25 protein-coding genes are annotated in these 25,711 nt (G+C 41.5%); 2 read left to right on the top strand and 23 right to left on the bottom strand.

Features of this window, described 5'->3' with window-relative positions; translation table 11 throughout:
- Positions 1–3 precede the first annotated feature (3 nt).
- On the bottom strand, positions 4–561 hold the full coding sequence (locus tag GLW08_RS14715; protein ID WP_160849389.1) for a manganese efflux pump MntP family protein: 558 nt from the start codon (positions 559–561) through the stop codon (positions 4–6).
- Positions 562–630: 69 nt separating this feature from the next.
- Positions 631–1,677: an L-threonylcarbamoyladenylate synthase gene (locus GLW08_RS14710; protein WP_160849388.1), complete on the bottom strand. Its 1,047-nt coding sequence runs from the start codon at positions 1,675–1,677 to the stop codon at positions 631–633.
- A 188-nt stretch (positions 1,678–1,865) separates the two neighbouring features.
- Between GLW08_RS14710 and GLW08_RS14705 the strand changes: the two genes are divergently transcribed.
- On the top strand, positions 1,866–2,285 hold the full coding sequence (locus GLW08_RS14705) for an organic hydroperoxide resistance protein (RefSeq protein ID WP_160849387.1): 420 nt from the start codon (positions 1,866–1,868) through the stop codon (positions 2,283–2,285).
- Between the two features lie 496 nt (positions 2,286–2,781).
- Here GLW08_RS14705 and GLW08_RS14700 read toward each other — a convergent pair whose 3' ends face one another.
- The 16 genes from GLW08_RS14700 to GLW08_RS14625 form a co-directional block, all read right to left on the bottom strand.
- Positions 2,782–3,210, bottom strand: a complete 429-nt coding sequence (locus GLW08_RS14700) for a hypothetical protein (protein WP_160849386.1) — start codon at positions 3,208–3,210, stop codon at positions 2,782–2,784.
- 84 nt (positions 3,211–3,294) lie between these two features.
- Positions 3,295–3,942, bottom strand: coding sequence for a stage II sporulation protein R (gene spoIIR, locus GLW08_RS14695; protein WP_423808658.1), 648 nt, complete (start codon positions 3,940–3,942; stop codon positions 3,295–3,297).
- A 171-nt stretch (positions 3,943–4,113) separates the two neighbouring features.
- The gene (locus tag GLW08_RS14690; RefSeq protein ID WP_160849384.1) at positions 4,114–4,341 is read right to left on the bottom strand and encodes a hypothetical protein; all 228 of its coding nucleotides are present in this window, start codon (positions 4,339–4,341) and stop codon (positions 4,114–4,116) included.
- A 140-nt stretch (positions 4,342–4,481) separates the two neighbouring features.
- A complete protein-coding gene (gene prmC / locus GLW08_RS14685) occupies positions 4,482–5,354 on the bottom strand; it encodes a peptide chain release factor N(5)-glutamine methyltransferase (protein ID WP_423808657.1) in 873 nt (290 codons plus the stop codon).
- A 1-nt stretch (position 5,355) separates the two neighbouring features.
- A complete protein-coding gene (gene prfA / locus GLW08_RS14680) occupies positions 5,356–6,426 on the bottom strand; it encodes a peptide chain release factor 1 (RefSeq protein ID WP_160849383.1) in 1,071 nt (356 codons plus the stop codon).
- Positions 6,427–6,564: 138 nt separating this feature from the next.
- Positions 6,565–6,987 carry a hypothetical protein gene (locus GLW08_RS14675; RefSeq protein WP_160849382.1) on the bottom strand — a complete coding sequence of 141 codons (423 nt, stop codon included), beginning with the start codon at positions 6,985–6,987 and terminating at the stop codon, positions 6,565–6,567.
- 397 nt (positions 6,988–7,384) lie between these two features.
- Positions 7,385–7,996, bottom strand: coding sequence for a thymidine kinase (locus GLW08_RS14670; RefSeq protein WP_160849381.1), 612 nt, complete (start codon positions 7,994–7,996; stop codon positions 7,385–7,387).
- Positions 7,997–8,212: 216 nt separating this feature from the next.
- Positions 8,213–8,458: a type B 50S ribosomal protein L31 gene (locus GLW08_RS14665; protein WP_036821369.1), complete on the bottom strand. Its 246-nt coding sequence runs from the start codon at positions 8,456–8,458 to the stop codon at positions 8,213–8,215.
- A gap of 154 nt (positions 8,459–8,612) precedes the next feature.
- Positions 8,613–9,902 (bottom strand): transcription termination factor Rho, encoded by a 1,290-nt coding sequence (gene rho / locus GLW08_RS14660; RefSeq protein ID WP_237582663.1) that lies wholly within the window; start codon positions 9,900–9,902, stop codon positions 8,613–8,615.
- Between the two features lie 298 nt (positions 9,903–10,200).
- On the bottom strand, positions 10,201–11,184 hold the full coding sequence (locus GLW08_RS14655) for a hypothetical protein (protein ID WP_160849380.1): 984 nt from the start codon (positions 11,182–11,184) through the stop codon (positions 10,201–10,203).
- Between the two features lie 325 nt (positions 11,185–11,509).
- Positions 11,510–11,968, bottom strand: coding sequence for a hypothetical protein (locus GLW08_RS14650; RefSeq protein ID WP_160849379.1), 459 nt, complete (start codon positions 11,966–11,968; stop codon positions 11,510–11,512).
- A 126-nt stretch (positions 11,969–12,094) separates the two neighbouring features.
- On the bottom strand, positions 12,095–13,063 hold the full coding sequence (gene glpX / locus GLW08_RS14645; RefSeq protein WP_160849378.1) for a class II fructose-bisphosphatase: 969 nt from the start codon (positions 13,061–13,063) through the stop codon (positions 12,095–12,097).
- Positions 13,064–13,381: 318 nt separating this feature from the next.
- Positions 13,382–14,668, bottom strand: coding sequence for a UDP-N-acetylglucosamine 1-carboxyvinyltransferase (locus tag GLW08_RS14640; RefSeq protein ID WP_160849377.1), 1,287 nt, complete (start codon positions 14,666–14,668; stop codon positions 13,382–13,384).
- Positions 14,669–14,741: 73 nt separating this feature from the next.
- Positions 14,742–15,383, bottom strand: coding sequence for a fructose-6-phosphate aldolase (gene fsa / locus GLW08_RS14635; RefSeq protein WP_160849376.1), 642 nt, complete (start codon positions 15,381–15,383; stop codon positions 14,742–14,744).
- A gap of 172 nt (positions 15,384–15,555) precedes the next feature.
- Positions 15,556–16,419: a class II fructose-1,6-bisphosphate aldolase gene (fba, locus tag GLW08_RS14630; RefSeq protein WP_036815728.1), complete on the bottom strand. Its 864-nt coding sequence runs from the start codon at positions 16,417–16,419 to the stop codon at positions 15,556–15,558.
- 194 nt (positions 16,420–16,613) lie between these two features.
- Positions 16,614–16,973, bottom strand: a complete 360-nt coding sequence (locus GLW08_RS14625) for a response regulator (protein WP_160849375.1) — start codon at positions 16,971–16,973, stop codon at positions 16,614–16,616.
- Positions 16,974–17,156: 183 nt separating this feature from the next.
- On the opposite strand from GLW08_RS14625, the gene GLW08_RS14620 reads away from it, so the two are divergent.
- The gene (locus GLW08_RS14620; protein WP_160849374.1) at positions 17,157–17,672 is read left to right on the top strand and encodes a DUF2529 family protein; all 516 of its coding nucleotides are present in this window, start codon (positions 17,157–17,159) and stop codon (positions 17,670–17,672) included.
- Between the two features lie 193 nt (positions 17,673–17,865).
- Here the strand turns inward: GLW08_RS14620 and GLW08_RS14615 are convergent, their stop codons facing one another.
- The 5 genes from GLW08_RS14615 to meaB form a co-directional block, all read right to left on the bottom strand.
- On the bottom strand, positions 17,866–19,470 hold the full coding sequence (locus GLW08_RS14615; protein ID WP_160849373.1) for a CTP synthase: 1,605 nt from the start codon (positions 19,468–19,470) through the stop codon (positions 17,866–17,868).
- Positions 19,471–19,701: 231 nt separating this feature from the next.
- Positions 19,702–20,295, bottom strand: a complete 594-nt coding sequence (gene rpoE / locus GLW08_RS14610) for a DNA-directed RNA polymerase subunit delta (RefSeq protein ID WP_160849372.1) — start codon at positions 20,293–20,295, stop codon at positions 19,702–19,704.
- A gap of 581 nt (positions 20,296–20,876) precedes the next feature.
- The gene (gene icmF / locus GLW08_RS14605) at positions 20,877–24,119 is read right to left on the bottom strand and encodes a fused isobutyryl-CoA mutase/GTPase IcmF (RefSeq protein ID WP_160849371.1); all 3,243 of its coding nucleotides are present in this window, start codon (positions 24,117–24,119) and stop codon (positions 20,877–20,879) included.
- Between the two features lie 19 nt (positions 24,120–24,138).
- The gene (locus GLW08_RS14600; RefSeq protein ID WP_160849370.1) at positions 24,139–24,756 is read right to left on the bottom strand and encodes a TetR/AcrR family transcriptional regulator; all 618 of its coding nucleotides are present in this window, start codon (positions 24,754–24,756) and stop codon (positions 24,139–24,141) included.
- A gap of 10 nt (positions 24,757–24,766) precedes the next feature.
- Entirely contained in the window at positions 24,767–25,705 is a 939-nt protein-coding gene (meaB, locus tag GLW08_RS14595) for a methylmalonyl Co-A mutase-associated GTPase MeaB (RefSeq protein WP_160849369.1), read from the bottom strand.
- Positions 25,706–25,711 lie beyond the last annotated feature (6 nt).

Here is a 25,711-nt window from a genome sequence, read left to right as displayed (position 1 = left end):
TATTCACCCAAAGATCAGTTGTAAACCAAACCCACAAAGGATGCTTCCTCCTAGCATTTCACTGTATGTACCTAATAACCCTTGGACCTTACGCCCTAATAACAAGCCTATCCATGTTAACAGCATGCTGGCAGTGCCGAACAATAGCAACGTCAATACTGTTCTTACGCCAAACATCCCTAAACTTAGTCCAACCGAGAAACTATCCAAACTAACACTTAATGCGAATACAAGTAAACCAAATCCAATTGGTGTTAAAGCAGGTTCATCATCCTTTGTGAAGGAGGATCTGAACATTTGCACGCCTAAAATAATCAATAAGGCTCCGCCTCCCATAGTAGTGAAGGCGCCTAATTGGTTGGAAAGAAAACGGCCTAACACCATTCCGGAAAATGGCATAATGATATGAAAAATACCGACTGTAAACCCAATGATAGCTATTCTACGTAATCGTAAAGGGATCATCCCCATCCCTAATCCGACTGAGAACGCATCCATTCCTAAGGCTAATGCCATTAAGGATAATGTAATAATCTCTCCTACTAAAGGAATCGAACCCATTCCTACTCCCCCTTGGACATGCTAATTCATCCTATGCAGTCCAAGCTGGAATTAGAAGGGAACACTTCGTTAAGGTTGACTAATTTTTTGTGTAGCAGCTTTGGATAAACGGTTCATTACCGCCTCACCCATGCCTTCTTTCGGAAAAGTCTCGCATAGAATCACATCAATTTTTTCTGGATCAAATACACGCAAGGAGTGATACAGTTGTTCAGCTACTTGGCGTAGATCCTGCATGGACCCACACGTTTGAACTTGATCGGCTGATAGTGAGGAGGCATGCTCCTCGCTAGCTATCACACCCACTCTTTTCCCATTTCGCTGTTGTTCATCAATTTGATGTTGAAAGAAGGAAAGATTTCCTTCAATTAGCCATAGCGGGGCTTCAGGGGCATAATGTGTATATTTCATCCCAGGAGATTTAGGCTGACTTTGATCATTATCCAAAGCTGAATCTACTTCCACATCTCCTATGACAGCCTCAAGATCTTGCTTCGTCACACCACCAGGACGAAGAATGACCGGTACTTCCCCCGTACAATCGAGGACAGTCGATTCGAGACCAACGCCTGTCGCACCTCCATCCACAATTCCTGCCACACGACCATACAAATCTTTATACACATGTTGAGCAGATGTAGGACTTGGTCGCCCTGACCTGTTGGCACTTGGTGCTGCTAACGGAAGCCCACAAGCCTCCAGTAGTGCTTTGGCAACAGGATGATCGGGAATGCGCACCGCTACAGTGGGTAAACCAGCTGTCACATTACGAGCACAACTCCCATTACTTTTGAAAATAAGCGTCAAAGGCCCCGGTAAAAAACGCTCAATAAGCGGGTGCGCAAGATCTGGAATTTCCTCTACTACTTCTTTGATTTGCTCTTTATTTGCTAAATGGACAATAAGCGAATTATCAGCAGGGCGACCTTTTGCTGCAAAAATCCGTTCGACAGCCGTTTCACTCGTCGCGTCTGCTCCTAGCCCATAAACGGTCTCGGTAGGAAATGCGACAACTTCCTGCTTCTTAAGAAGAGAAGCCGCTTCTAGAATATATTCATTGCTATGATCCATATGATGTTCATCTACGTTCCAAAATTTCGTTTCGTATGTACCCATCTGTAGAGCACCCTTTCTTCACAATCTATACTTCATTATGAACCTTATCTATCCCGAACTTCAAGTATAGGAACACGCCCATATCTTACCTTTTCAACATATCCATAGAAAAAATGATGCGTATTTTTCACAACATGTGGGTAAACAAATGAATGTGAGCTTAATTACAGTGAAGGAGGCTACAAATCATGAAAGCACTTTATACTGCACAAGCAACAGCACAAGGTGGTCGTGAAGGGAACGTATCAACTTCAGATAATAAAGTCGACCTTAACCTTTCCGTACCACAAGAATTAGGAGGTTCAGGAGGCAATGGCACAAACCCTGAACAACTTTTCGCAAGTGGATTCTCCGCATGCTTTGATGGAGCGCTAAACCTAGTAGCGGACCAAAACGGCGAGAACATTGAATCTACTATTACATCCCAAGTTCATATTGGGAAAGACAATCCAGAAGGCTTTAAACTAGCTGTTCACTTAACAGCAGAAATGAAGGGCGTTGACCAAGCCAAAGCAGACGAGCTTGTGGAAAAAGCACGAAACGTATGCCCTTATTCCAAAGCTACTGAAGGTAATATTGAAGTAACGTACGAAGCAAAAGTAGTTTAAACAGCTATCACCAAGATCATACAACTTGTAGGTAAAGCATACAGAGGAGACTCTGTATGCTTTTTTATGTGTAAAGGATATGTATAGCCCATTCGAGAGAAGCATACTAGTCGCTGGAGCTGGACGTGGCAAAAGCGAAGGAGCCCGGTTAGCGACGTATATGCTGCGGCCCAAAGAATGTGGATTGCCTTCAACCCAGAACTTCCCCCTAAGTCCGTAGGAGATAAAGGAAACATGAAGAGCGCAAGCGATCCGATGTTGACTTATCGTAAGGAGGTGCAGGAAGTTTGTTGGTCGCTGGACGTCGCATCTATACTTATGAAGTTATACACAACCCAACATTTTTATAGTACCCGGACAATAGAAAAACCCTATTTTCTATTGCAAATTTAGAAAATAAGGTTTCCTTTATATTCATATGTGAATAAGCAGGGGGGTTACCCACATAGATACACAAGTTATACACAACATTTATCCACAATTGTGAATAAGTTGTTTATTTTTTCACGTTTTGACAGAGTTTCCACCAACCGCCAATATCAACTGGAGCTTCAAGTTGTTGAGGAACTGCTGCATCATCAACTTCTGTAAATTGTTGAGCTTCTAATAATGTGCGCAGCGCTGGCTGGTGGCAATGGACATAGACATTCTCCATTCCATTTTCCTCAATGTAAGCATGAAGCACTTCGAACAAGGTTAAGATAAAATTTGGATTCATATCAGGCGTTAAGTACAAAGTCCGTAGCCAGTAGGTATGGTTATCCACAGGCACTAGGGCAAAGAATCCTTTTTTCTCATGATGAATTTCCACATAGTGTCCATACGTATATAATTGTTGTTGCTCTGTTAGCTGATTGGCATGTTCTCCGAAAAACGTTGTGAATGTCTCCAGGTCATACTCTGTAGCACGAGTCACTTCAAGCATTCATTCAACCTCCCTATCATTCTTACTAGTATGCTTATGTTTTGATAGAGAGATTATGATAGTTTTTTATGTTTAATAGGATGTTTATGAAAATAAAGATGTAATCCAATCAATTAAGAAAAAAGACACTTTCACTTCTTCTCCATCAGATTCCTGTGGATTTTCATCGTTTTCCACAGGTTGTCCACTCTCAGGGTTTTCTTCAGCATGAGCAACGGATGTGCCATTTGAAAAATCTAAGAAACATAAAGGAGGAAACAATACACACCACCAGTTAGCTCCTTTTCCTTCTCCAAGTGTAATTAGAATGGCCTCATACATTCCCGCTGGATAAATGTAGTTCCCGTAAAGTTTGGTAGGAAATTCGACTTCCCCAAATTTCACGTTATAGGTTGGAGCCGCCCCTTCGTCTTTAAGAACATCTTCAACGATTTGTTCAATTTCAGGTAAGCGCTCATCAATCAAGCTATATGCTTCTTGGATATCTGTTATATCTTGAACCCATTCTGTAATATTAGCATTCACAGCATCTCTAACTTTTCGCTTCACATCTTGATCATCGTCTTGATCGCTATTAGCTAAAATGCGTAAACGAATCGCTTCATCAGGAATAACTTGATACTCTTCTTCCACAACCTGTGCTGGCTCTGCACCATAACCTGTTAATGTAAACGGAAATAACGCAACTACTAAACAACCAAGTAACACCTTCACGATAACGTCTTTTTTTATTCTATTCATTCTCCCCTGCCCCTTCCGTTCGTTCAATCTAGTCTCATTATGAACAGGACAGGCTGAGGTTATACGTAGGAATCTATGAAACTTTTATTTTTGGGGGGAGGGGGGATGTGGAGTCGTTGGATATGCGCGGGTTCCTGCTGGATATGCGTGGGGTTCCTCGTTTCATGGTACATCCATATGTTTTTGCTCTCTTCGAACCTGCTTATGCTCTCTTCCTTCCCACTTTCGCTCTCTTCGAACCTGCTTTCGCTCTCTTCCTTCCCACTTTTGCGCTCTTCGAACCTGCTTATGCTCGCTTCTATTCCACTTTTGCTCTCTTCGAACCTGCTTTCGCTCTCTTCCTCCCCACTTTTGCGCTCTTCGAATCAGTTTATGCTCTCTTCCTTCCAACTTTTGCTCTCTTCGAACCTGCTTATGCTCGCTTCAGCCCAGCTTTTGCTCTTTTCGAATCCCTTTATGCTCGCTCCCCCAGCTTTTGCCCGCTCCACCCAAATTTCACCCCTTACCTACTACACAAAAAACCTGGCTCTCTACTTAGAAAGCCAGGCAAATACCATGCGGTCATTTTGATTTATATCTTGCTCTACTTCGATTTGAGCATTTGGGAATGTCGCTTCTATTAATGTCGGGACGGTATGTCGTTGATCGTGTCCAATTTCTAGCGCTAGTAGTGTGTCTTTTTTCACGACAGAAGGGAGTTGCTCGATGATGCGTCGATATGCGGCAAGGCCATCTTCGCCTGCAAATAGTGCAAGCGAAGGGTCATGGTCTCGAACAACATCGGATAAAGAATCCCGATCCCTTTCCGGAATATATGGAGGATTGGATACAATGACATCGAAGGTTGCCTCTTCGTCGATGACAGGGGCAAGGAAGTTTCCTTGACGAAATTGAACAGTTGCATCTAATGCATGTGCATTTTGTTCGGCTACCTGTAACGCTTCAGTAGAAATATCTGTCGCATACATCGTGGCATGGGGGAGCTCTTTCGTTAATGTCGTTGCAATGATGCCACTTCCTGTTCCGATATCCACACATGTTAGGGGTACGGAAAACATCCCTTTTTGTTTCAATCGGTTGAGAATTCCTAGGACTAGTTCTTCCGTCTCCGGTCTCGGGATAAGTACGTCCTGATTGACTTTAAACAGGCGTCCGTAAAATTCCTCCGTACCGATTAAGTGCTGTACTGGGGTTCCATGAGCGACATGTTGCCGAAGATTCAGCTCTATTTTTTGACGCACATCAACAGACACTTCATCACGGGCATTAGCAAAAAGTTGGGCTCGCGTCATACCGAGATGGTGCTGGAGTAGCAGTTCACCAACTCCCGTTTCCCGATTGTTTTCCTGCAAAAAAAGAGAAGTCCAGCGACGGACTTCAAAAATGGTTTTCGCTTCCATCATATTACTCACCAAGTTGCTCTAGAGCTTTGGTTTGTTCTTCAATAAGAAGCGCTTCTGTAATTTCATCTAGTTGACCTTCTAGAATTCGATCGAGCTTCTGAAGCGTTAATCCGATGCGGTGATCCGTTACACGGTTTTGCGGGAAGTTATACGTACGGATACGTTCGGAACGGTCACCAGAACCAACTGCTGATTTACGGTGCTCATCGTATTCTGCTTGTGCTTCTTGTTGAAATTTCTCATAAATACGAGCACGTAATACCTTCATTGCTTTTTCTTTGTTCTTAATCTGGGATTTTTCATCCTGACAGGAAACAACAATACCAGTTGGCTCGTGTGTTAAACGAACAGCAGACATGGTCGTGTTAACACTCTGTCCTCCTGGTCCACTAGAAGCAAATGTATCAACACGGATGTCTTTTTCGTTTACATCCACTTCGATTTCTTCTGCTTCAGGTAAGACAGCTACGGTTGCTGTTGATGTATGAATGCGTCCGCCAGATTCTGTTTGCGGTACACGTTGAACTCGGTGTGCACCATTCTCAAATTTCAGTTTTGAGAACGCACCTGTTCCGTTTACCATGAAGATGATTTCTTTGTAGCCACCAACTTCACTTTCATGAGAATCCATGATATCAATTTTCCATCCATGGAATTCTGCGAAACGAGAATACATACGGAATAGATCTCCTGCAAACAATGCAGCTTCATCGCCACCTGCAGCTCCGCGAACCTCCATGATTACGTTCTTATCATCATTTGGATCTTTCGGAATAAGTAAGAACTTCAGGCGTTCCTCTAGTTCTGCTTTCTTTTCAGAGAGTTCTTCCATTTCGGCTTTTGCCATTTCTTTCATTTCTTCATCTAGACCATCATCCAGCATTGCTCTTGTGTCATCATGCTGACTACAGATGTCTTTGTATTCTTGATACGTTTGAACCGTTTCTTCTAGACCCGCTTGTTCTTTGGAATATTCGCGTAGTTTATTGGAATCACTAGCTATTTCCGGGTCACTTAGTAACTCGTTTAATTTTTCATACCGATCTTCTAAGGTTTGAAGTTTTTCTAACACTTTCATCCACCTCTTTTTCGTCCATAACATTCTAATTATAGTACAGCTTCATTATGGAGTCAAAGAAGAAAGAGCACGGCACCAGGCACTCCAACCTTCGTCACTATTTTACAAAATTCAGAGTACCTACGCCTGTTGTTATCTCATTTTCACACGGATTCGATAACGTGGTAGCGCGTTTTCAACTGCGGTTTGCGCTTTGTTTTCAAGAACCTTTCTTTCATCATCGGATAAGTTATCTTGTGTTGCTCTAATGGATACGTACGCATGACTACCCGTGAAGTTCACCCGACGAACTTCAACACCATCAACTAAGTCGATAGCTTCATGAACTTTTTCTTTATCCAAACGAATCCCCCACGTCTCTCCAACCTGATTCATTTGTTTTGGGTTATCAGTTTGCTGAAGACCACGCTTTGTATGATGCTCTTCCATTGTATCGTTATTTCGAATATTGAGTGTTTGATTATCTCGAACCTCTTGCGTGCCCTGTGGATTGGATGCACAAGCTGATACGATCAACATGCCCACTACACTTGCTAATACAAGAAAATATCGCAAAATGGGAACCTCCTTTTATGATTGTTTGAGGTTAGCTTTCCCATCTTGAAGATTTGTATCAGGTAAAGGAAGCGGTGTGTGAAAATTCCTCAAGGTAATTTTTCACTTTTATGTAATATGACTCCTGATATAAATGGGGGGAGAACCATATCTTTTGTTATCTTATCCATGAACAAAAGCGCAAGCGCCCGATTAGCGAGGTACAAACTGGACGTCTCCGTATGAGATAAAGGAAACACGAAAAGCGCAAGCGTTCGATGTTGACTTATCGCAAGAAGGTGCAGGAAGTTTGCTGGGCGCTGGAGCTAGACAAGTAAGCGCCAGAAACTTATCCTTTCTTTACTTATTAAAAAAAGCCTTCATAATTGAAGGCTTTTGTGCTAATTTTATTAAATTACTACTGAGATTGCTTTGATGTTAAGATGTGCCTGGGCTTGTTCGGAACCTCGTGATGGTGACGGCAGCGTGGTTCGTAGGATTCCGATGCACCTACTAAAATCACTGGGTCATCATAGGAGGCTGGTCGGCCATCGATTAATCGTTGTGTTCGACTAGCTGGTGAACCACAGATTGGGCAAATGGCGCTAAGCTTTGTGACAGATTCCCCTACTGCTAAGAAGGTTGGGAGAGAACCGAATGGCTCTCCACGGAAATCTAAATCTAAGCCAGCGACAATCACTCTATGGCCACGTTCTGCTAAGGTTTGGGCTACTTCAACTACATTGTCATCAAAAAATTGCACTTCATCAATTCCTACAACGTCGACATGATCGTCGACATAAGAAAAAATATCCTCTGAATAATCAACCGGACGAGCTAAAACAGACGTACCATTATGGGATACGATGGAGTCATCTGCATAGCGATTGTCGATTGCAGGTTTAAAGACTCGTACGGAAAGGTTACCGTATGTAGCACGACGGACTCGACGAATCAGTTCTTCTGATTTACCTGAAAACATACTTCCACAAATAACCTCAATCCAACCGCTTTGTTTCATTACATGCACAGCTCGGTCTCTCCCTTCTACCTCAGTACAGAAATTCCATGTCATTACATTTTTTGTACTACTAGTTTATACTAGCTATCCAAATTTAAAGCTAAAACGTATATTTTTATAAAAATGGGTTTTTAACGAATAAAAAAACAGGCAAAGAAAGACAATTTGCCTGTTTTTTCAACTCTGTAATAAGTTTTCGTTTCTTTCGAAAAAGAAAACTGATACTTATCCAAGATTGTATTTTTTCTTGAAACGATCCACACGGCCGCCTTCTTTGTCGGCTTTTTGCTTACCAGTGTAGAACGGATGAGAAGCTGAACTGATCTCAACACGTAATAGTGGATACGTATTGCCGTCTTCCCATTCGATAGTTTCATCAGAAGTTAGCGTAGAACCAGTTAAGAATTTGTAATCTGAACTAGTGTCTAGAAATACAACTTTCTGATATTGCGGATGAATTTGTTCCTTCATACCTTACACTCCTTTTTGCCCTGAATCCTGTGGAATACAGAGTTATTATAAGAGCCGTTAACAGACTACTACTAGTCATTATCGAAACTCACATAGAAAGATTATAACAGTCCACTTGCACATTTGCAAGATTTAGTTCTTCGTTACCATTGTGCTACGAACGCCTTGATGGAGACTTGCCTTTCATGTCCTCATCCATCAGCTGGAAAAATTCTTCGTTATTTTTAGAAGATTTTAAGCGACGTAGGAATCGATCGACGAAGTCATATTGATCTCCGAATGTTTTTCGAATCGCCCAAATTTTATCAAGATGGGATTTAGGCAATAATAGCTCTTCTTTTCGTGTACCTGAGCGAAGAATATCTATCGCAGGGAAAATACGGCGTTCAGCAAGACTTCGATCAAGATGCAATTCCATATTTCCTGTTCCTTTGAATTCTTCATAAATGACGTCATCCATACGGGAACCTGTATCAACTAATGCCGTTGCCAGAATGGTTAAACTACCACCCTCTTCAATATTACGAGCCGCACCAAAGAAACGCTTCGGACGGTGGAAGGCAGCAGGGTCGATACCACCGGATAATGTTCGTCCACTTGGTGGGATTACAAGGTTATAAGCCCGAGCCAAACGCGTAATACTATCCATTAAAATGATGACATCTTTCTTATGTTCCACTAGTCTCATCGCGCGTTCTAATACAAGCTCAGAAACTTTAATATGGTTTTCCGGAACCTCATCAAAGGTAGAACTTACTACATCGACATCGCCTTCAACAGAACGTTCTATGTCGGTTACCTCTTCCGGACGTTCATCTACTAGCAAGATGATTAACTTGGAATCCGGATGATTATGAGAAATACTATTAGCAACTTGCTTCAACAGCATCGTTTTACCCGCTTTAGGAGGAGCTACAATAAGTCCACGTTGTCCAAATCCAACAGGCGTCATAAGATCGATAATGCGAGTCGAGAGACGCTTGCTTTCCGTCTCAAGGTTCATTCTTTGATCTGGATATAATGGTGTTAAAGCTGGGAAGTGAACACGTTCCTTAGCGATTTCGGGATCTTCCCCGTTTACAGCATCTACGTGCAATAATCCATAATATCGTTCATTTTCTTTCGGAGGACGTACCTTACCGGATACTTTATCTCCATTTCTCAAATCAAAACGACGAATTTGAGAAGCTGAAATATAAATATCTTCAGCACTCGGAGAATAGTTAATCGGACGTAGGAAACCGAAACCTTCAGAAGGAATAATTTCCAAAATACCGTCCATAAATAAGAAGCCATCCTTTTCAGCCTGAGCCTTTAAAATAGCAAAAATTAATTCTCGTTTTGTCAGCTTTGCATAATAAGAGACTTTATATTCCTTAGCAAGAGAATATAATTCTTTTAAATTCTTCGTCTCTAAATGCGAAATTGTTAATGAAGCAGACACAATATCACCACACCTAACCATTATTTTATTTTTTTCTATTATGATTAAGAAAATTCTATGAAAGTTATTCGAAATAGCTTCTCTTAGATAGGATGTTTTTGAGAAGGAATATCCAGAAGCTAGAATAGAAGTTTCAAACGGGGCACTACGTACACAATTCCTGAACTTCAGACACATTAAACATCTTTTATTTTAACCTTATTCTCAACAAATATACAACTATAAATTTAGAAACATGAAAATGGACCTCCATATTACCTACAAAAAAAGTTTTTGAGGAAGGCATAACGCCCACCTCTTATTCATCCTTGTCCACCAAACTTGTCACATCAATCTCATCCACTGCCCAATACCCATTTTCACCTGTAAGGGTAAATTCAATCATACGATGCTGTATCAAAGGATTATTCTGCTCCTGAACGACTATTAGCTCATTATCATCCGATACGGAGTGCTTGAAGGATCCGTCACGATCTAAAAATATAGGAGCATCGTGTTCCTGAATGGAAAGGTCTCCATTCACTTCTTTGTAATGCTCTTCCACATGGGATTGGGCTAACGTTGCATCGACAAACGTGCGAAGATGTTTTTTGAGGTCTTCCTTTGTATCAAATGTTTGTTCAAGCTTATGATCATTCATAAGCAAAACATCTTTAAAGGCCATTTCATAGTCGTATAAAATGTTTCGAGCTAACTCCTCATTGTTGTTCTCATAAGGAATGAGTTCTTTCGAGTATCCTTTTACTTTCCACACTCCATTGTCTTTACGAAGTGTAAAATAAAGATTTTCTATCCCACTAGATTGCGTTTCTCGTTGTTGAAAAATCTTGTACTCCTTATTGTTTACTTTTTCTAGAGTGAACGGCAAACGCTCGCTAATGTTCGTTCGTTCATAAGCCTTTTTTACATGTAGATTACCATTTTCCATTTTAAAATATTGATTGACTGTTGTCCTGGAGAAATCTTCCGTCATGAAATGCGAAAAATGTCTTATCAATTCTTCTTTTGTATCATAGTGAAGAAGGTTGGAACTATCTTTTTCTGTATTGGTAGCAACTAGATTAATCGTTTTCGCATAATCCATTATGATAATTTCTGCCTTTGTCTTATTCAATGGAGAAGACTGAAGGCTCTCATCGTTCGGTAAGGATTGGGTGTCAGGGCCTGATTGTTTCTTAGGAGGATTATGGTCAAGCGTAATGGTTGGATTTTTTTCGGCATTGCCAAATGAGCACCCTGCCAAGAAAAAACACATTAAGCAACAGAACCCTATCTGTTTCATCGAGGCAACTCCTTTATTCGTCATACATTTTACATTTGTTTCTATTTTACTCCTTACCCTGATTATAGTACACCTATCACCCTCGAACTACCCACCACTTATCGACGGATTTTTTGCATACTTAAAACAAGGACGTATTAAATACGCCCTGATTTGTTACAATCACTCTAATTCTGTTGTTTGTATATCTTCAATAAACCAACTAGGTAACCCTGAAGAATCTCTGGGCAACAAAGTTATCTAAGAGCGTGACTTAGAAATGACAGGATCACCTGTCTCTTTCAAGGTGAAGAAAGCATCTTCATCCAAGAACACGGGGGCACCTTTAGGTTCTACATAGACCTTTCCGTTTTCTTCTCGGAAATGCGTCTCCGTTAGAGACTTGGCCATGCTGTCCGAAACATGAAATACTAGGTGATGTTGAATTCCTTAGTGGACTGGTAAACTTGCTGAACGCCTTTATTGTTTGTGTTGTGTTGTGCTCTATCTTCTTAAAACCAGCTTCATAGTCTGCTAACACTTTTGCTACTTCTGCTTTATCTAGTTTTTTATTTTCTGGGTCCTGCACATTGTTATTGTTTTCTTTTTTGATTCTATCTCGGTCCATATTTGCAATATGCCAACTACCATCAACTCGATTCAACGTATAGGTAACATTAGCATGCCCTGTCATTTCACCGTTTCGTTCCTGCACAATTTTATATTGATTTGCATTTTCTTTCGTTAAGGTGAATGGTAACTCTTCACGTAAAAAAGTAGGCGCTAGAGCTGGACGTGGCCACATCACTTTTTTAGTTATACACAAGGATTGAATTTTATAATTGTACGGTATACAACGAAAAAGGCTTGGGTTTAGCCCAAGCCTTTTTCGTGTTAGATAGTGTGATTGTACACCATCACAACTACTTATTTATGGTTTGATAACTAGATTTGGTTTCTTCTTCAAGGAGTGGTTGCCGTCAATGAAACGTACGGTTCCAGATTTGGCGCGCATGACTAGGGTTTGGGTTGTTGCTTTCATCCCTTTAAATTGTACGCCTTTTAGTAATTCTCCATCTGTTACTCCTGTGGCTGCAAATATGGCATCATCGCCTCCGCACATGTCTTCTAAATGAAGAACACGATCTATGTCATCGATACCCATGCCAGAACAACGAAGTCGTTGTTCTTCGTTTTCTGGTAACAGCTTACCCTGGATTTCTCCCCCCAGGCATTTCAACGCTGCAGCAGCAAGTACTCCCTCCGGAGCACCGCCACTTCCAAGTAGGATGTCGACACCGGTGTGGTCAAAGGCTGTATTGATTGCAGCTGCAACGTCTCCATCTGATATCAGCTTAATACGAGCACCAGCATCACGAACTTCATCGATAACAGCTTGATGTCGTTCACGATTTAATATAATCGCTACAACATCTTCTACATCTTTATTCTTCGCTTTTGCTACGGCTTTCAAGTTTTCCGTTACGGATGCATTAATATCGACTTTCCCCACACATTCTGGTCCGACAGCGATTTTATCCATATACATATCAGGAGCATGCAATAATTTGCTATGATCCGCTACAGCTAGAACGGAAAGTGCATTCCAAGTCCCCTGAGCTACAATATTGGTTCCTTCTAGTGGGTCAACGGCTACATCCACGCGTGGTCCATAGCCATTTCCTAACTTTTCACCGATATATAACATCGGTGCTTCGTCCATCTCACCTTCCCCAATGACAACTGTACCTTTCATTGGAATGGTATCAAAAACGTCACGCATCGCACTTGTTGCAGCGTCGTCCGCTTCGTCTTTTTTTCCTCTTCCCATCCAACGTGCGGATGATAATGCTGCTGCTTCTGTTACTCTTACTAACTCCATTGATAGGCTTCTTTCCATGGTTAAGTTCCTCCTCTTATTCTTTGAAATGATCCTACCATAACAGCGCATTCTAAAGGCCCCTCAACCTTCAAAAGCGTACCATTACAGTTCCATTGACTTACCAAATTCTCAGATCATTTTTTCTGAATGAATATTGAAAAGATTTTTACTCCCTCATCTCCATGGATCTTGAAGTACCCATCTCCTTTATATGAATGAACACTAAATGAAAACAACAATCCGCTGAGAGGCATTGTCGACTTTTCCCTCAAAAAGCCTAGCACTCTCTTGCAGATGGATGCTTTGCGATTATTCTGTTATCTGTGACAACGAATACTATGAATTCTGAAATTGTTCAATCTCAGCTTCTGTCATTTTTTCGCGCCAAATATTTGCGCCTAGCTCTTGTAACTTCTCAACAATGTTTTCATAGCCACGGTCTATGTGGTCTAATCCGGTGATTTCTGTTACTCCGTTTGCAAGTAACCCTGCTACAACAAGAGCTGCACCTGCACGTAAGTCACTTGCTTTCACTTTAGCGCCTTCCAATACTATAGGGCCATTCACAATTGCTGAACTACCTTCTACTTTAATGTCAGCATTCATGCGACGAAGTTCATCGATATGCTTAAACCTTGCTTGATAAATGGTGTCGGTCACAACGCCAGTCCCAGAAGCCTGTGTTAGCAAAGAAGTAAATGGTTGTTGCAAATCAGTTGGAAATCCTGGATGAACAAGTGTTTTAATATCTACACTTTTCAATGGATTTGACCTACGAACAATTAACTGATCATTGGAACTTTCAATTGTTACACCCATTTCTCTAAGCTTAGCGAGCAAGGATTCCAAATGTTGAGGAATGACGTTATCTATTAACACTTCCTCCCCTTTTGCTGCAGCCATAATGGTATATGTCCCTGCTTCAATACGATCTGGGATAATCGTATGACGACAACCACTTAGTGATTCAACACCTTCAATGCGTATCACATCTGTACCTGCGCCTTTAATTTTAGCACCCATACTCGTAAGTAAAGTGGCGACATCAATGATTTCAGGCTCTTTTGCAGCATTTTCAATAATGGTTTTCCCTTTCGCTTTCACAGCGGCAAGCATTATATTGATTGTTGCTCCAACACTTACTACATCTAAGTAAATGCGAGCTCCACGTAATTCCTGGGCACGTAAATAAATCGCACCTTGTTCATTCGTTACCTCTGCACCAAGTGCTTCAAAGCCTTTAATGTGTTGGTCAATAGGGCGTGGGCCAAGATGGCAACCTCCTGGTAAACCAATAACCGCCTTTTTAAATCGACCTAGCATTGCGCCCATAAAATAATATGATGCGCGCAACTTTTTCACTTTCCCATTTGGTAGTGGCATCGAAATCATACGAGATGGATCAATATAAACATCTTGTCCTTGCTTTTGGACTGTGCCGCCAATTTCTTCTAACAATTGACCTAATGTGTCTACGTCAGATATGTTTGGTAACCCTTCAATCGTAACAGGAGATTCAGCTAGAATAGCAGCAGGTAATAATGCAACTGCGCTATTTTTAGCCCCGCTAACGCGTAATCTCCCATTTAAAGAGTGACCTCCTTCAACAAGCAGTTTTTCCATGGTGGACTCCCTTCTAATCTAGGCAAACCCATAATTTGTTACGCTTATTTTGCACAAAATTTCCATTATCATACTAGTTTTGTTTCTTCCAATCAGAAAGAAATTTTTCAATTCCAGCATCTGTTAATGGGTGCTTTACTAATTGTTTTAACACTTTTAGTGGAACCGTTGCAATATGTGCTCCGTGTGTAGCTGCTTCTGTTACATGAACCGGATGGCGAACGGAGGCCGCAATAATTTCAGTATCAATTGCATGACGATCAAAAATATCAGCGATTTGTGCAATAAGATTCAAACCATCTTGGCCAATGTCATCTAAACGACCAATAAATGGCGAAACGTATGTAGCACCTGCACGAGCAGCTAGCAATGCTTGGTTTGCAGAGAATACAAGCGTTACGTTCGTTTTGATATTCATCTCAGAGAATTGCTTTACTGCTTTTAATCCTTCCAATGTCATTGGTACTTTAACGGTGATATTTGGAGCTATAGCAGCTAAGTCTTTCCCTTCGTTTACCATGCCTTCTGCGTCCTCTGAAATAACTTCTGCACTTACCGATCCATCTACTTCGTTAGTGATTTCTTTCAAACGATCATGAAACGATATATTTTCTTTCGCTACTAATGATGGGTTCGTTGTTACTCCCGCTAAAACACCTAAAGCATTTGCCTCACGGATTTCTTCGATGTTCGCTGTGTCTACAAAAAATTTCATTCTTAATTCCTCCCCATTTTGTGTGCGTTTTCATATTTCAGAAAAACATGACTTTTCACCAGTTGCGGAGAAAAGTCGATGTGTTTTCATATTCATGACACTTAAAGAAACCATTTCTTTAAAGTGAAAATAACAAAAGGGAACCACCAGAAGGCGGTTCACTTTTCAACAATTAAGCTTTTTGAGAAGATCCAAATTCACGCATCTTGCCAATAACCGTTGCTTTGATTGCGTCACGGCCAGGTCCAAGATATTTACGTGGATCGTATAGGTCTGGTTTTTCAGCTAATGTTTCTTTCACTGCATTTACTTGCGCTACTTGGTTTTCTGTGTTCACGTTGATTTTAGCAGTACCGAAACGGATTGCTTTCTTAACATCTTCAGATGGGATTCCTGTACCACCATGAAGAACTAGTGGCTTGTCTACAAGACCCATGATTTCTTCCATGCGATCAAAGCCTAAGTTAGGCTCACCTTTGTAGTGTCCGTGTACAGAACCAAGTGCTGGAGCAAATACGTCAACGTTTGTTTCGTCAACAAGTTGCTTACACTCAGAAGGAATTGCGTATGCTGCTTCTGCATCTTCAACTACGATATCATCTTCTTGTCCACCTACACGGCCAAGTTCTGCTTCAACAGATACTCCATGAATGTGAGCAAGCTCAACAACTTTACGAGTTAGTGCAATGTTTTCTTCTAGTGGATCGTGAGAAGCATCGATCATAACGGAAGTGAAACCAGCATGAATGGCTTCTGCACACTTCTCGAAACTAGAACCATGGTCAAGGTGAATCGCTACTGGAACAGTAGTACCGTAAGAATTCATAAGTTCTCTAACCATAGCAACAACTACGTTAAAGCCACCCATGTAACGGCCTGCACCTTCAGATACACCAAGGATTACAGGAGACTGTTCTTCTTCAGCTGCCTGAAGAATCGCTTGAGCGTACTCAAGGTTATTAAGATTAAATTGGCCAACGCCGTAGCGTTCTTCCTTGGCCTTTTCTAGCATTTCTTTCATTGAAACTAGTGGCATGACTAGATCCTCCTTTATGTTCTTTCACACAGAATATGTCAACTCTTACTATGTGCACCCTTCAGTTGGCAACATTCCGTTATGTACGTGTTTTATTCAACATGTATAGCATACCAAGTCCATACCACTGGTGCAAGAACACATTGTTGAGATAGCGTTTACATCCGTAAATTTCATCAAATTGACATCTTTTCCTATTCTAATTGACCTATAATTAACTCTCGTACATCCTGTATATTAAAAGGTTTGGCGATGACTCCTTTAATGTTCGATGAGAACTTTTTACCTACTAGTTCATCCTCTGCCAAACCACTCATGATAATAGTTGGAACGATTCGATTTTCCTCTTCTAGTTCCCTTACAACAGTCAAACCATCTTTTATAGGTAATTTTAAATCAACCAACATCAAGTCTGGTTGGTGTTGCGTTACTTGATCAATTGCTTCTTGTCCAGTTTGTGCTAGAAGGATATGATACCCTTCTGTTTTAATGACCTCTTCTAATAACATGCGTATTCCTGGTTGGTCGTCTACAACTAGTACCGTTTTCGTCATAATTGCCCTCCAAAATCAAAAGTGTGTTTTCTTCTATCTAATTCCATCCCAATTATCAACTTTCTCCCTAGGAGGGCTAATTTCCTGCTTTGTATAAAAATGCGTTTTTTCCAATTCGAAAACGTGTAACTACTTATGCTATGCTTACATACATGATTGATGGACGAAAAGGAGGTATTGTTTATGATAAAGATGCTAACCACACAACTAAGTGGGGCATTTGAACGAATTTATGAAAAAGAGGAATTACGAATCGAGGATGCAGCCCGCGCTCTTTCGCAAGCGATTGTGGGAGAAGGTCATGTGTATGTAATAGGTACTGGCGAAATGAGAGCATTGCATGACGAGGTGGAATCAGGACCTGAAGCGTTACCAAAAACAACATTGTACACGGATGATACCAATCTATCTCATATTGACCGAGTCATCATCGCCTCTCGATATGCAAATGATGAAGAAGCACTAGCTCTTACGAAAAAAGTCCAAGCCCAAGATGCTCAGGTAATCCATATATCTGCTTCAATAAAAGAAGGGAACCCTATTCAAGAGTTGGCTGACTTCTACATTGACACACATATTTCCGGTCCAATGCTGCCATTTGATATGGATCGAATTGGATTTCCATCTATAATGGGAATGCTTTATGTATATCACGCTTTATTTGTGATTACGAAAGAAATTATTTCGGAATATGAATAGTAACAGATTTAAAGGACGACATTCTGTGAGAATGTCGTCCTTTTTTGTTGAGAGATATTCTGATGGGAGTTCGAGGCCTGGTAGAGAGTAGGCTCGCTCATATATTTTAAATCTCGATCATAACGCTCCCTCTCGTATGCAAAAAACAAGCTCAGAGCAACTACTCTGAGCTTGTTTGTGTGCTAACCGACTATTATTCACCTTTATATTGAATACTTGCGCCAACAAAGTCATGGAATAGGCTTTGTGGGTTGGTTGGTCTTGATTTAAATTCTGGATGGAATTGGCAAGCAACGAACCATGGGTGATCGCTAAGTTCAATGATTTCAACTAGGCGGCCGTCTGGGCTTGTACCAGAGAAGACCATGCCTGCTTCTGTCATTTGTTCGCGGTACTGATTACTGAATTCATATCGGTGGCGATGACGCTCATAAATAACTTCTTCACCGTATGCCTCTTTCGTCTTCGTACCTTCTGTAAGCTTACATGGGTACACACCAAGACGAAGCGTTCCACCTAAATCTTCTACATCTTTTTGCTCAGGAAGCAGGTCGATGATTGGGAATTCTGTAAGTGGGTCGATTTCTGCAGAATGAGCGCCTTTATGTCCTAGGACGTTACGTGCGAACTCTACAGAAGCTAATTGCATGCCGAGGCAAATACCGAAGAATGGCACTTGTTCTTCACGAGCATATCGAATCGCTTCAATTTTCCCTTCAATTCCACGATCACCGAAGCCGCCTGGTACTAGTACGCCGTCGACGTTTTGTAATTTATCAGCTACGTTCTCCGCATTGATTTCCTCAGAGTTGATCCATTCAATGTTAATGTCACTATCAAAGGCATAGCCTGCGTGCTTTAATGCCTCAACAACAGAAATATAAGCATCTGGTAACTCCACATACTTTCCTACTAAACCAATGGTGGTTACTTTGTTCAAGTTTTTCACTCGATTAACTAGTTCATTCCACTCAGTCATTTCAGCTCTACCACAATCTAGCCCAAAATGTTCACATGTTAGTTGGTCAAGGTTCTGTTCTTGAAGGGTAAGTGGTACGTCGTATAATGTTTCGGCGTCTCCAGCTTCAATAACGGCATTTTCATTAATATCGCAGAACAAACCAATCTTCTGTTTCATTTCTTGGCTGATTGGCATCTCTGTTCGAAGCACAATCACATCAGGCTGAATTCCTAATGAACGCAATTCTTTTACAGAGTGTTGCGTTGGTTTTGTTTTCATTTCTCCTGCCGCTTTAATGTAAGGTACTAGCGTACAGTGAATATACATGACATTATCTTTTCCAATATCACTCTTAATCTGACGAATTGCTTCTAGGAATGGCAAGGATTCGATATCCCCAACCGTACCACCAATTTCAGTGATGACTACATCCGCATTCGTTTCATTCCCAGCACGGAAAACACGTTCCTTAATCTCGTTTGTAATATGCGGAATAACCTGAACCGTTCCTCCAAGATAGTCTCCACGACGTTCTTTTTTGATAACGGTTGAGTACACCTTACCTGTTGTTACGTTGCTGTATTGACTTAAATTAATATCAATAAAACGTTCATAGTGACCCAAGTCTAGATCAGTTTCTGCACCATCTTCTGTAACGAAAACCTCACCGTGCTGATAAGGGCTCATTGTCCCTGGGTCCACGTTAATGTATGGGTCAAACTTCTGGATTGTCACTTTAAGTCCTCGGTTTTTTAATAAACGACCAAGAGATGCTGCTGTAATTCCTTTACCAAGAGAAGAAACAACGCCACCTGTTACGAAAATATACTTTGTCATATTTACCCCTCTTCCATTCAATGTTCTAAGGAGACTTGCGTGTCATTATCGTTCGCATACTCCACTTGTTTTATTAGAAAAGAATCTATCCGTTACTTGTAACTAGGATAGTATATCTTATATAAAATAAGAAAAGCGCCCCCGTAATAATACGGGAGCGCCTTATATAACGATCTCAATTTAAGAGCCCAAATAAAATAATACTGATATCACTCTATAAAGTCAAGATGATTATGATTCTTCCTCTTTCTTATCCTTATAATAGCTGTCATCCTCGCTATTATCATCACTGTCATCTTCCTCATCATCATCACCAAAGACGTTATTGTCTTCTTCGCCTTCAGTATAACCAGATTCTGTTTCTTCATCTAAGTCAAAATCTTCATCTAAGCCACTGTTTTCTTCGCCATCTTCACCTAGGTCTAGTTCTTCATCGTCTAGGTCTAGATCCTCTTCGATATCGTCTTCTACGATATCTTCTTCTGGTTCAACTTCTTTCTTCTTACTCTTAGCAGCTGCTTTTTTCTTTTTCTTCTTCTTCACAGGGGCCTGTACTTCTTCTTCTTGTTGTTCTACTGGATACCAACGCTTCAGTCCCCACATATTTGAACCAATCGTCATAAAACGACCATCTGTATTCATGTCTGTGTACAATTGAGCAATACGAGCTTTCTTTTGCTCCTCATTAAACCCTTTTGCTGCAGCTAACTTATCCATTAATTCGTTAAAATCTAGCGCTTGCTTTTCGTCTGATAGAATCTCATTTACGATCTCAATCATAGACATTTCAGCAATCTCGTCGTGGCTATAGTTTTTAAAGCTCACGTCCAGCACTCCCTTTATATCAAAAATTTATTCATAAACATGTAAAGAAAACTTGTCGATGGACAAGCCTTTGGCACAGTCAGAAGCCTAGTTGCACTTATGCAATCTTTTAAGTGATGTAAACCTCTGAAAGTGTGAAAAGACGGAGAAGACTTATCAATCCGCTACTCCCACTCTTTTTCATACGCTTCACAAGTATAAAATCTACGTTACTCCGAATCAAGCCTACCATACATTATAAACAATTCAATAATGTTTATGCTAGACATAAACGCTATTATTTCAGATTTTACTATTACCTTTTTATAGGATAGGGAAACATTTTAGGCTCAATCTGTTCAGATATGGTGTTTTTTATACTAATAAGGATCTACTCATTATGTTACGGTGGTTCACCACAGGAGGTTGATGCGAATTTTGGAGCGACTCTGCCCGATTTGCGAGCAACTTTTCGAATATCGGAGCGACTGTCCAATTACGCCGGGCCTCCCCCGATTTCGCAGCGACTCGCCCGAAATGTATAATTCGCTGCCAATTCTCCTCCCACACAAAAAGGCGCCCCCTATATGGGCGCCTTCTGCTTACATATTTCTACGATATTGTCCGCCCACATCATAGAGAGCGTTGGTAATCTGGCCTAGGCTGGCGACTCTTACGGTTTCCATCAACTCTTCAAAGACGTTGCCACCTCCAGCGGCTACTTGCTTTAGACGTTGGAGTGCTGCTTCTGTTTCATCGGAGTGATTCTGCTGGAACTCTCTCAATGAGTTGATTTGGTGCATTTTTTCTTCCTTCGATGCACGTGCTAATTGCATGGAGTTAATGTCATCTTCTGATGATGGATTTGGATTCAAGTACGTGTTTACGCCTACGATTGGAAGCTCACCACTATGCTTTTTCCCTTCATAGTAGAGAGATTCTTCTTGAATCTTGCCTCGTTGATACTGTCGTTCCATAGCTCCTAGTACACCGCCACGTTCGTTAATGCGTTCGAACTCTTGTAATACAGCTTCTTCTACTAGTTGCGTAAGCTCCTCTACGACAAAGGATCCTTGTAGAGAGTTTTCATTCTTCGTCAAGCCAAACTCTTTGTTAATAATCATTTGAATCGCCATGGCACGACGAACCGATTCTTCTGTAGGTGTGGTAATCGCTTCATCGTACGAATTGGTGTGTAGGGAGTTACAGTTGTCTTGAATCGCAATAAGCGCCTGTAGTGTTGTACGAATATCATTAAAATCAATTTCTTGAGCATGTAAGGAACGGCCAGATGTTTGGATATGGTATTTCAATTTTTGGCTTCGTTCATTTGCACCATATTTGTCACGCATCGTGATTGCCCAAATGCGCCTAGCGACACGTCCGATCACGGTATATTCTGGGTCTAGGCCATTTGAGAAAAAGAAGGAAAGGTTTGGTGCGAATTTGTTGATGTCCATCCCTCTACTTAAATAGTACTCTACATACGTAAACCCATTAGCGAGTGTGAAGGCAAGCTGAGTGATTGGGTTTGCGCCGGCTTCGGCAATATGATAGCCAGAAATCGATACAGAGTAATAGTTTTTCACTTGTTGATCTATAAAGTATTGCTGAATATCTCCCATCATACGCAGGGCAAATTCGGTAGAGAAAACACACGTATTTTGACCTTGATCCTCTTTTAAAATATCCGCTTGTACAGTACCTCGAACGACCGAGATGGTTTCATCTTTTATCTTCGCTCGCTCTTCAGCAGAAGGTTCTCGTCCTTCTTGCTCTTTGAACATGTCGATTTGCTGATCGATGGCTGTGTTAAAGAACATTGCCAAAATGATCGGTGCTGGGCCGTTAATGGTCATGGATACAGATGTAGTTGGATTACATAAGTCAAATCCTGCATAAAGCTTCTTCATATCGTCCAGTGTACAAATCGATACGCCACTCTCGCCGACTTTTCCGTAAATATCTGGACGCTCATTTGGGTCTTCTCCATATAAGGTAACCGAATCAAACGCTGTACTTAAGCGCTTGGCTGGCTCTCCTTCTGATAGATAGTGGAAACGACGATTCGTCCGTTCTGGCGTGCCCTCACCCGCAAATTGGCGCGTTGGGTCTTCCCCTTTTCGTTTGAATGGAAATACGCCTGCGGTGAATGGAAATGCGCCTGGAACATTTTCTTTCAGCAACCATAGTAAACGGTCTCCCCAGTCATGATAATGAGGTAACGCTACTTTTGGTACTTTCAAGCCGGATAAGCTTTCCGTGTTCAAATCCATGGTAATTTCTTTATCACGAATCTTGAACGTCATTTCGTCTTGGGCGTAACGCTCTTTGACTTCGTCCCACTCTTCCAGCATGTGCTTATTGGCTGGCTCTAGCTTTTGTTCATACTCCGCTGCAAGGTTCTCCATTGTTTCTTTTGAAGAGGTATCCTCAACGAGTTCTGATGTCCCTTTCACTTGATACCACTTACGAGCGATATCACTTTGCTCTTCAGCCTTATCATGATAATTATGAACCGTTTGCACGATATCGCGTAAATATTGGCGTCGTTCTGGAGGGATAATTAAGTTTTGCTTTTCCACGTCTGTTACTCGTTCAAAAGGCGTGGACTCTTCCCATCCATACGCCTCATTCATTTTATCAATGAGGGCCGCAAACAGCGTATTGGTGCCGGGATCATTAAACTGACTCGCAATGGTTCCGTACACAGGGAATGCTGTTTGGTCTTCGTGGAACATCATATGGCTACGCTCATATTGCTTGCGAACTTGGCGAAGCGCATCTGCTGAACCCTTTTGTTCAAATTTGTTAATAACGATAAAATCAGCGAAGTCAATCATGTCGATTTTTTCTAGCTGAGAAGGAGCTCCGAATTCAGCTGTCATCACATACATGGACAGGTCTGTTACATCGGTGATCGCTGCGTCTCCTTGCCCGATACCACTCGTTTCCACGATAATAAAATCAAACCCGGCAGCTTTCACAACATCAATCGCTTCTTGTATCGCTTTGGAAAGCTCACTCCTTGAATCACGTGTTGCTAAGGAGCGCATATATACGCGATCGGAGAATATTGCATTCATACGAATACGGTCTCCTAGTAATGCGCCACCTGTTTTCTTCTTGGTCGGATCAACGGATAGAATCGCAATTTTGCGGTCGGGCACTTCATTTAAAAAGCGACGGATGAGCTCATCAGTTAACGAGCTTTTCCCTGCTCCGCCTGTTCCCGTAATACCCAATACAGGGGCGGCTTTCTTCTGCGTATCTAACACTTTTTCCAGAGCGGCAGCTGCTCCATGTTCTTGCCCTGCGGTATTTTCTACATAGGAAATAAAACGCGCGATGGATTGGCTATCCCCTTCCGTAAGGCGTTGTAAATCTTTTTCTACATCTAATGGCGTTTGAAAATCGCACTGCTCCAGCATGAGGTTGATCATTCCTTGTAGGCCAAGTTCGCGACCATCTTCTGGAGAGTAGATACGCGCTACCCCGTAATCATGCAACTCGGTAATCTCTCGAGGGATAATAACCCCGCCGCCCCCACCATAAACTTGGATATGAGATGCCTCTTTTTCCTTCAATAAATCAACCATGTATTTAAAATACTCTACGTGTCCACCTTGGTAGGATGAAATCGCAATTCCTTGCGCATCCTCTTGAATCGCTGCATTCACCACTTCTTCCACCGAACGGTTATGTCCTAAATGAATGACTTCTGCACCACTAGACTGTAAGATACGACGCATAATGTTAATGGACGCATCATGGCCATCAAATAAGCTCGACGCTGTGACAAAACGAATAGCGTTCTTTGGCTCATAAACTTGAGCTTTTTCCATACCAGTTCCTCCTATCATGTTAAGCTTTTTCAGGAATCGGTAGCCCCTGAAATAAGAAATGCATTTGTCTTTCGGTGTAGCTCTCGATCGTAAAATGCTTATGTAGCATCCAACGGCGAAAGCCCCACATTTGTCCTTGAACGAAAATGTTGTTAGCAGTCAGTTCCATGTCGAGGTCAGAAAGTGGTTCTGGCAAGCTATGACGAATAACATGTTCAAGTAAGTTCAACATATCTCGCTCTTTTTGTAACACATACTCCTGTGCTTCCTTCGATAAGGATTTCACTTCCTGATACATGACGACGACTTCATCCTGCATCTCATCCATAAGCTGAAAATAAGCTCGAATCGCACCTTTCAAGCTATGTGTGTTGGTGTCATTCATATCAATGATGCTTTCCATCCGCTCTTTTACATGCTCATAAATAAAATCACATACAAGAAACAAAACATCTTCCTTCGTTCGAATGTATTCGTATAGGGTGCCAATGCTAAATCCAGAAGCTTTGGCAATCTCTCGTGTTGTTGTTTTGTGAAATCCTTTTTCTTTAAATAAAGCTACGGCACCTTTGATCATTTGATCACGACGCATTTTTATGAGCTTCTCGTCTTTGATTGATGAGGGTACTTTTTTCATGACTGTTACCTCAACCTCCCCCTTGCTTCCACTCCTCTAACCAATTCTTCGCCATTTGATAAGGGTCAGCATCTACGTTCTCCAACTGCTCACGTTTTGTGTTATCGCTTTCAACAAAATCTTCAATCGATTGCCACAACTCTTCTCTCATCAGGTCATACACTTCATGAACGAGTTGCTTTTTCCGCTGTTCTTTGCCAAGATTCGTTTCGTATAGATACGTTCGATGCCGCTTCATCTCTTCCCATAGCATTTCTATCCCCTTGTTTTCTGTAGATACGGTTTGGACGATGGGTGCTTGCCAACCTTTGGAGTTACTAATCATCATAAACTCCTCGAGCTGGGTCTTTAATTTTCGCACACCAGGTAGGTCCGCTTTGTTGATAATAAATAAGTCAGCAATTTCCATAATGCCTGCCTTGAAAATCTGCAAGACGTCGCCACTATTCGGCGTGAGCACTACAGAAGTTGTATCGACTACTTTCATAATGTCTAGTTCTGACTGTCCTACACCAACTGTTTCCACTAAAATGACATCAAATCCGTATGCATCACAGACACGAATGGTATCTTTAGTAGCTCGAGATAATCCTCCTAGACTCCCTCTTGTCGCCATGCTCCTGATAAACACTCCTGGATCCGTAAAGTGGTCATTCATGCGTACCCGATCGCCCAATAACGCTCCACCACTAAATGGGCTTGTTGGGTCGACAGCTATGACGGCCACCGTAAGATCTTGAGCACGTAAAAAAGAAATCATCCGATTCACAAGCGAACTCTTTCCGGCACCAGGCGATCCTGTTATGCCAATGTAATGAGCCTGCTTTTGTATCGAAAATAAATCACTCAGTAAATCCAGTTTGTCAGGATCATCATTTTCAATAAGAGTGATGGCTCTTGCTAATGCTCGCAGGTTTCGTTGTTGGATTCGTTCAGCAAGCTCGTGCATAATCGC

Source organism: Pontibacillus yanchengensis (assembly GCF_009856295.1).
In the GTDB taxonomy this organism is placed as follows: domain Bacteria; phylum Bacillota; class Bacilli; order Bacillales; family BH030062; genus Pontibacillus; species Pontibacillus yanchengensis_A.
This window is presented reverse-complemented; position numbering and strand designations above follow the sequence as displayed.